Origin of the sequence: Bacillus sp. JJ1474, assembly GCF_036965225.1 — a bacterium.
GTDB lineage: Bacteria > Bacillota > Bacilli > Bacillales > Cytobacillaceae > Cytobacillus.
The window spans coordinates 6,565-14,956 of record NZ_JBALPC010000082.1; the positions used below are offsets into that span (position 1 = coordinate 6,565).

Annotated in this window: 7 protein-coding genes; all 7 read left to right on the forward strand. The window is 39.0% G+C overall.

Annotation, left to right across the window (positions count from 1 at the left end; translation table 11 throughout):
- The first annotated feature begins 8 nt into the window (after positions 1-8).
- The 7 genes from V7164_RS12215 to V7164_RS12245 all read left to right on the forward strand — a co-directional run bounded on the left by V7164_RS12215 (position 9) and on the right by V7164_RS12245 (position 8,216).
- A complete protein-coding gene (locus V7164_RS12215; protein ID WP_438824716.1) occupies positions 9-848 on the forward strand; it encodes an ABC transporter permease in 840 nt (279 codons plus the stop codon).
- A 2-nt stretch (positions 849-850) separates the two neighbouring features.
- A complete protein-coding gene (opp3C, locus tag V7164_RS12220) occupies positions 851-1,867 on the forward strand; it encodes an oligopeptide ABC transporter permease (protein WP_335354234.1) in 1,017 nt (338 codons plus the stop codon).
- Between the two features lie 12 nt (positions 1,868-1,879).
- Positions 1,880-3,880: an ABC transporter ATP-binding protein gene (locus V7164_RS12225; RefSeq protein ID WP_335354229.1), complete on the forward strand. Its 2,001-nt coding sequence runs from the start codon at positions 1,880-1,882 to the stop codon at positions 3,878-3,880.
- Between the two features lie 30 nt (positions 3,881-3,910).
- Entirely contained in the window at positions 3,911-4,264 is a 354-nt protein-coding gene (locus V7164_RS12230) for a DUF3899 domain-containing protein (protein WP_335354230.1), read from the forward strand.
- Between the two features lie 33 nt (positions 4,265-4,297).
- Positions 4,298-5,365 (forward strand): M24 family metallopeptidase, encoded by a 1,068-nt coding sequence (locus V7164_RS12235; protein ID WP_335354231.1) that lies wholly within the window; start codon positions 4,298-4,300, stop codon positions 5,363-5,365.
- A gap of 38 nt (positions 5,366-5,403) precedes the next feature.
- Positions 5,404-7,089, forward strand: coding sequence for a peptide ABC transporter substrate-binding protein (locus V7164_RS12240; protein ID WP_335354232.1), 1,686 nt, complete (start codon positions 5,404-5,406; stop codon positions 7,087-7,089).
- Between the two features lie 122 nt (positions 7,090-7,211).
- Positions 7,212-8,216, forward strand: coding sequence for a proline racemase family protein (locus tag V7164_RS12245; RefSeq protein ID WP_335354233.1), 1,005 nt, complete (start codon positions 7,212-7,214; stop codon positions 8,214-8,216).
- The last annotated feature ends 176 nt before the right edge of the window (positions 8,217-8,392 follow it).

An 8,392-nucleotide genomic window follows, 5' to 3' on the forward strand; every position in this document is an offset into this window, starting at 1 on the left:
TGCAAACTTTGCCTGGCTCGCCATTTAATGATGAGAGACTATCCGAGACACAAAAAGAAAAACTATATGAGCGGTATGGTTTGGATGAGCCTGTACCTATTCAATATGTAAAGTATATGACAAATATTGTTAAAGGAGATTTTGGTGTTTCATTCCAATATGACGGCCGGGCCGTTACTGATATTATCGGGGAGAGAATTGGGGCTTCTGCCGTCTTAGGTGCACAATCAATTCTCGTTGGATGTATCATTGGCCTTCTCCTTGGGATAATTGCTGCGGTTAAACATAATACCGCGATTGATTATATGGCAATGGTCATAGCTGTAATCGGATTGTCTGTTCCCAACTTTGTTTTTGCAGGTCTATTGCAATATTGGGTAGGAGTTCGTTTACAATGGCTCCCAGTTGCTTTTTGGGAAGGCTTTGAGTATTCCATCTTGCCAACAATTTCATTATCCGTCTTTGTGATTGCAACTATTGCAAGGTTCATGAGAACAGAAATGCTTGAAGTATTAGGACAAGACTTTATCATGACCGCTAAAGCAAAAGGGCTAAATCACTTTTCCATTATCTTGAAGCATGGACTTAGAAATGCTGCAATTCCCATTGTTACCATACTAGGACCACTGACTGTCAATCTCATGACAGGAACATTAGTTATTGAAAAAATATTTAGTGTCCCTGGCCTTGGTGAACAGTTTGTTAAATCTATTATGACGAATGACTTTTCGGTCATAATGGGTGTGACTTTGTTCTATAGTGTCCTGTTTATTGGTGTCGTGCTAATCGTTGATATTTTATACGGGTTGATTGATCCGAGGATCCGGTTATCTGGGGGGACGAAATGATGATGATTAATAATAAGGAAGTCATAATCACAGACGAGATGTTCCAGCCAGCTGTTTCCGATCAGAGTCCAGAGGCTATTACCCGTCCAGCCATGACATATTGGAATGAGGTTTGGAGGCGCTTTCGAAAAAATAAAGCGGCTTTTACAGGACTAATTCTCATTACGATTATTCTTGGTTTAGCTATTTTTGGTCCGTATGCGAATGAGCATGGATATGATGAACAAAATCTGACTAGGGCAAATTTGCCTCCAAAAGTTCCTGGGTTAGAGCATGTCTCATGGTTAGGCTTTAATGGGGTAGATATTCAAGGAGTGAACCGCTATGAAGCAGGCGGTATAACGGAATACTTCTGGTTTGGCACAGATAATTTAGGAAGAGATTTATGGACAAGAGTTTGGGAAGGAACACGGATTTCCTTATACATTGCCTTTTTGGCAGCTACCATTGACTTAATTTTCGGTGTTGCCTATGGAGGAATTTCCGCTTACTACGGCGGACGAATTGATAATATTATGCAAAGAATTGTTGAAATTTTAGTAGGGATTCCGAGCTTAATCGTCGTTATTTTACTGATTCTCGTTTTACAGCCAGGAATCGTTTCCATTACGTTAGCGATGGTTATTACAGGATGGGTTGGCATGGCGAGAATTGTACGCGGGCAAATTTTGAAGCTAAAGGAGCAGGAATATGTTTTAGCTTCAAGAACGCTTGGTGCACGAGATAGACGATTAATTTGGAAGCATTTAATTCCGAATTCAATGGGTCCGATTATTATTACAACGATGTTCACAATTCCAACGGCTATTTTTACTGAGGCTTTTTTAAGCTTTATCGGATTAGGGCTGCAGCCTCCAACCGCTTCACTTGGAACACTGATAAATGATGGATATAAATTAATGCGAATTTATCCGCATATGCTCGCTTTTTCTTCCATTATTATCAGCATGATCATGATTAGCTTCAATTTGATCGGGGATGGTCTTCGAGATGCCTTAGACCCTAAAATGCGCAAATAGGAGGATGTGAACGTGGAAAAAATACTCGATGTTAAAAACTTACAAGTATCCTTTGATACGTATGCTGGGGAAGTAAAGGCTGTGCGCGGGGTTTCCTTTCATCTTAATAAGGGAGAGACGCTCGCTATTGTTGGGGAGTCAGGCTCTGGAAAATCAGTTACCTCAAAAAGCCTAATGAAGTTAATTCCGAATCCGCCAGGAAGAATTTCAGGAGGAGAAATTATTTTTGAAGGAAATGACTTAGTTAAATTCTCAGAAAAGCAAATGCAGAATATTCGTGGTTCAGAAATAGCAATGATTTTCCAAGATCCGATGACATCCCTTAACCCGACAATGACAGTTGGGAAGCAAATTATGGAGAGTATTGTGAAGCACCAAAAGCTTTCTAAGAAAGATGCGAAGGAAAAAGCGATTGAACTGTTAAGTATGGTCGGAATCCCACAGCCGGAAAAACGATTGGCATCATACCCGCATCAATTCTCTGGCGGAATGAGACAAAGGGTTGTCATTGCAATGGCTATTTCCTGCAATCCAAAAATATTAATTGCGGATGAACCGACAACAGCTCTTGATGTTACCATTCAGGCGCAGATTCTTGAGCTATTAAAGGATTTACAGAATAAATTAAATATGTCCATAATTTTTATTACCCATGATTTAGGGGTTGTTGCAAATATTGCCGACCGTGTGGCAGTTATGTATGCTGGGAAAATCATTGAAATCGGAACAGTGGAGGAGATTTTTTATAGTCCTCAGCATCCTTATACATGGGGTCTCTTAGGAGCTATGCCGAATTTGAATGAAAGAGCAGAGGAGCTTACGACCATTCCTGGTACACCACCGAATCTTATTCATCTGCCTGTTGGCGATGCATTTGCCAATCGGAATAAATATGCGATGAATATTGATTTTCAGTTTGAGCCTCCAATGTTTAAGGTATCGGATACACATTATGCAGCCACATGGCTTCTTCATGAAAAATCGCCAAAGATCATGCCGCCTGAAGTTCTTAAAAAGCATAGAGAAGAAGATCCGAAAGAAAAACAAAAGGAACGAATAGCGAAGCAGAAAGAAAAAAAGGAAAAACTTCTTGAAATCCAAAACTTAAAGCAATATTTTTCAGCAGGCTCCAATGTAGTGAAGGCAGTGGATGGTATTAGTTTTGATATTTTTAAAGGAGAAACATTCGGACTTGTAGGAGAATCTGGCTGTGGAAAATCTACAACAGGCCGCACGATTATTGGACTATATGAAGCATCTGATGGGAAAATTCTCTATAACAATGAAAATATTAATAAGAAAAAGTCCTTTAGTGAGGCACAGAAACTAAATCAAAAAATTCAAATGATTTTCCAAGACCCATATTCATCATTGAATCCGCGCCAGACAGTTGCAGATATTATCGCAGAAGGTCTAGACATTCATGGCCTTGCTTCTAGTAAAAAAACAAGAATGGAAAAAGTTTATGAATTACTAGAAACGGTTGGTCTGAATCGGGAGCATGCGAACCGGTATCCGCATGAATTCAGCGGAGGACAGCGTCAAAGAATTGGGATAGCAAGGGCGCTAGCAGTAGAGCCAGAATTTATTATTGCCGATGAGCCTATTTCTGCCCTTGATGTCTCCATTCAGGCTCAGGTCGTGAATTTAATGAAAAAGCTGCAGAAAGAAAAAGGGCTGACTTATCTATTTATTGCCCATGATCTTTCCATGGTGAAATATATTAGCGACCGAATTGGAGTTATGTATAAAGGAAGACTAGTAGAATTAGCGGAAAGTGATGAGCTATACGATAATCCTTTACATCCATATACGAAATCACTTCTATCAGCTATCCCTTTACCTGATCCTGCAACAGAGAAAACACGAACAAGAATGAAATTTGATTCTAGCTTTGTCTGGAATGGTGAAGGAGAGGAGCCAATACTTAGAGAAGTAAAGGCGGGACATTGGCTGGCATGTACGGAACAGGAATATGAGGAATACAAGAATCAAAGCATTGATGCCATTTAAGCGAAAAAAGGAAGTGTCTGGGGGAAAGCAATGAAAAAATCAATTTACATCATTTCGATATCACTGTGTATTTCATTCATTGCAACCTTTTTTACAAATGGTGGTAAATGGATTGCTTTTATCAACTTTCTGTTTTTTATCTCTATCACACTGCTTATGTTAGGTGGAATTTTAGTAGTACTAAAGGGCGGGATGTTTGATGGAATCATTTATAGCTTTCGGCGTTTTTATAGACGAACATCTAAGCTTGAGAATTATATTTCAGAGCAAACTGGAGAATTACAAAACCCCCCTAAGAATAGTTTAAGTGGTTTATCGGTTCATCCAATTCTTATTTCTGGTACTGCCTTATTTTTATTTTCACTTTTTGCTGCGTATTTATGATAAAAAAATAAATTTCAACGGGAGGAAATACAAATGAAACGACTAGAAAATTTGAGAGAAATGTTCGATGGTTTTGGAATTGATGCATTGCTGATTACGAATGATCAAAACCGCAGATATATGACAGGTTTTACTGGAACGGCCGGGTTAGTATTAATTACGAAGGAAGAAGCATTGCTATTAGTAGATTTTCGCTATGTAAAACAAGCAAATGAGCAGGCTGAAGATTTTTCCATCATTCAAGTAAGCACAAAAGCGGAATTGCTCGCTGAAGTTGTTCGACAAACAGAACGACTAAATATTGCGAAGCTTGGCTTCGAACAAACTCATATGAGCTTTTATTCTTATTCCGAATATCAAGCCCAATTAAAAGCAGAGATGGTTCCACTTACAGGAGCGATTGAAAAGCTTCGGATGATTAAGGATGAAGAGGAGATAAGCCTTATTAGAGAAGCGGCAGAAATAGCGGATGCCGCATTTACACATATTCTTGAGTTTATTAAACCGGGAATCAAGGAAATAGAAGTTTCCAATGAATTAGAGGCATATATGAGAAATCTTGGGGCAACTTCCTCCGCTTTTGATACGATCGTTGCGTCAGGACACCGCGGTGCTTTTCCTCATGGAGTGGCAAGTTCAAAAGTGATTGAAAAAGGCGATATGGTGACACTAGACTATGGTGCTTACTATAAGGGCTATCGTTCCGATATAACGAGAACGATTGCGGTTGGCGAACCGAAGGAAGAATTAAAAGACATTTATCATATTGTGCTAGAGTCGCTTTCAAAAGCCTTAGCAGGCATAGAGCCAGGGATGACTGGAAAAGCAGCAGATGCTTTATCAAGAGATTTTATTACTGAAAAAGGCTATGGCAAGCAATATGGCCACGGCTCAGGTCATGGCATTGGTCTAGATATTCATGAAGAGCCGTTCAAAAATACAAAGTGTGAGATTGTGATTGAGCCTAATATGGTCCTTACAGTTGAACCGGGCATCTATATTCCAGACCTTGGAGGAGTCCGTATTGAAGATGATATTTTAATTACCCAAGCCGGCATTGAAATTATTACGAAATCCCCAAAAGAATTAATTATTTTATAGCAGCAATGCAAAAAACATATAAAAAAGGGGCAATTCCAATGAAAATCAAAAGTATTATCATCCTTGCTTTCATGCTTCTATTAAGTTCATTTTTAACAGGCTGTTATGGAGGAGGAAGTAAGAAAACAACTACAACTACAACTTCAGAAGGAGATAGCAGCAAGGAAGAAGTTCAAGCAGTAAGTGAGCAAGTCCTCAACCTCGTTGAAGGCGGAGAACTGCCAACCCTTGATACTCTAGGACTATTCGATGCACTATCAAGCAGAACCATGAATAATATTTTTGAAGGACTTTACAGACTTGACGAATCTCATGCACCTGTACCAGGTATGGCAGAAAGCTATGAGATGAGTGAGGATGGAAAAGTTTATACATTCAAAATTCGTTCAGATGCAAAATGGAGCAATGGAACATCTGTAACGGCAAAGGATTTCGAATTTGCATGGAAGAAGGCAATCAATCCTGACACTCTATCAACCTATTCTTATCTTTTCAATGACATTAAAAATGCTGCAGCAATCCAGGATTCCGAAAATAGCTTATTTGGAAAGGTAGATGAATTAGGCGTTAAAGTAATAGATGACCAAACATTGCAAATTGAACTAGATCATCCAGTGCCTTACTTTTTAAGCTTAGTTACTTATCCAGTATTTTTCCCGCAAAATAAGGAATTTGTGGAATCTCAAGGGGATCAATATGCCCTAGAAACAGCGAACCTTATTTATAACGGTCCTTTCGAATTAGATTCTTGGGAGCATGAGGTTGGCTGGACTTATAAGAAAAATTCAAACTATTGGGATGCTGCGACAGTTAAGCTAGAAACCATCAATGTCAAAGTTGTTAAAGAAGCAGCAACAAGGGTTAACCTGTATGACACAGGAAAACTTGATTTAACTGAGATCGCGTCTGAATTTATTGGCCAATATGCAAATACACCAGAATTCCATACATTGCTAAAGCCAGAAGTATTCTTTATCCGCATGAATCAACAGAATAAATACTTGGCTAATGTAAATATCCGTAAGGCCATTGATATGGGGTGGGATAAGAAAGCTGCTGCAGAAAGCCTGTTAAATAACGGCTCTGTGCCCGCTTATTATTTAGTTCCTAAAGAATTTGCATTTGATGAAAGCGGGAACGACTTCCGTACAAAATACGCTGGCTTTAATAATGAAGGAATCGAGAAAGCAAAGGAATATTGGGAAAAAGGGTTAGAAGAGCTAGGTGTTAATAGCATCGAGTTAGAATTCCTAAGCTACGACAGCGAGGAAAGAAAACGCGTCAGCGAATATTTCAAAAATCAGTTAGAGACCAATTTGCCTGGCTTAACGATTAAGATCAATCAGCAGCCTAATAAGCAAAAGCTAGCCTTAGAATCAAGCCTGCAATATGATCTTACTTATTCTGGCTGGGGCCCTGATTTCCAAGACCCAATTACATTTATGGATCTTTATCTATCTGATGGCCCATATAACTGGTCAAATTACGGGAACGAGAAATTCGATAGTCTCATAACAGAAGCAAAAACAAATCCAACTGATGTTCAAAAAAGATGGGAAAATATGCAGGAAGCTGAAAGAATCCTCATCGAAGAGGATGCAGCCATTTCTCCGATGTACCAATCTGGTCTTGCCCAGTTGAAAAAGCCATATGTTAAAGGATATGTAGCTCACCCATTCGGAGTATTTGCTTCTTATAAGTGGACCTATATTGAAGGGAAATAATTTTGTTATTCTTAGTCCGTGTCCATTCTTATAGCGCGGACTAAGAATCTGAAAAGGATTATTATGATTTAAGTTCCAATAATACTCGATCTAATAAAACTATTTAAATTGGAGGTAATTCCATGAACTTCAGCAAAATGTTTACAACCGTTGATTTGCATGTTGCAGGAGAACCGTTACGTGTTATTACTGGCGGATTTCCAGAAATAAAAGGTGATACCCAGTTAGAAAGACGTGCCTATTGCATGGAGCATTTAGATCACTTACGAGAAGTATTAATGTACGAACCACGTGGCCATCATGGAATGTATGGGTGCATCATTACTCCTCCAGCAAGTCCGCATGCTGATTTCGGGGTGCTGTTTATGCATAATGAAGGATGGAGTACGATGTGCGGTCATGGGGTTATCGCTGTGATGACGCTCGGCATTGAGACAGGCATGTTTGATCTATCAGGCGGAAAAGAAAAATTTATTATTGATAGCCCAGCAGGCGAAGTAGTCGCTTATGCAAAATATAATGGAAATCAAGTAGAATCCGTTTCATTTGAAAATGTCCCTTCATTTGTTTATAAGAAGGATGTTCCAGTGAAAATTGACGGCTATGAATTTAATGTTGATATTGCTTATGGAGGCGCTTTTTACGCTGTTGTTGATAGTAAAGAAATGGATTTGAAAGTAAACTTTAAAGATGTAGCGGCTCTCCAAACATGGGGCGGGAAAATCAAACATTACATCGAAAGCCAAATGGAAGTGAAACATCCGCTTGAGCCTGGATTAAAGGGAATCTATGGAGTTATTTTTTCAGACGAGCCAAAAAAAGAAGGGTCAGACCTTCGGAATGTGACCATTTTTGCTGATGAACAAGTTGACCGTTCACCATGTGGAAGTGGAACCTCTGCCAGAGCTGCAACACTCGTAGAGCAAGGCCGTCTAAAAGAGGGAAAAAGCTTTGTCCATGAGTGCATTACCGATGGCCAATTTATTGGCGAAATATTATCGCTCACTAAAGTTGCGGATTATGACGCAGTTGTTTCTAAAGTATCCGGGCAGGCGTATATTACCGGGTTCCATCAATTTGTCGTAGATCCGAGAGATCCATTAAAGCAAGGATTTTTATTAGCTTAATAGACGTTCTTAAATTTGAATTTGAAAAAAAAGCTGATTGTAGCCATCCATTACAATCGGCTTTTTTAGTTTAACCGCTATCACCCCTAAAAATGCAGTATAATTTAAGACAGCAGATAATCAAATTACTTGACACAATTTACATACAAAAATATAATTACTTACATAAAGTAACT

Excerpts from the sequence above, each read along its gene's own strand:
- V7164_RS12235 (WP_335354231.1), top strand. The coding sequence starts at position 4,298 with ATGAAACGACTAGAAAATTTGAGAGAAATGTTCGATGGTTTTGGAATT.
- V7164_RS12245 (WP_335354233.1), top strand. The coding sequence starts at position 7,212 with ATGAACTTCAGCAAAATGTTTACAACCGTTGATTTGCATGTTGCAGGA.
- V7164_RS12230 (WP_335354230.1), top strand. The coding sequence starts at position 3,911 with ATGAAAAAATCAATTTACATCATTTCGATATCACTGTGTATTTCATTC.
- V7164_RS12240 (WP_335354232.1), top strand. The coding sequence starts at position 5,404 with ATGAAAATCAAAAGTATTATCATCCTTGCTTTCATGCTTCTATTAAGT.
- opp3C (WP_335354234.1), top strand. The coding sequence starts at position 851 with ATGATTAATAATAAGGAAGTCATAATCACAGACGAGATGTTCCAGCCA.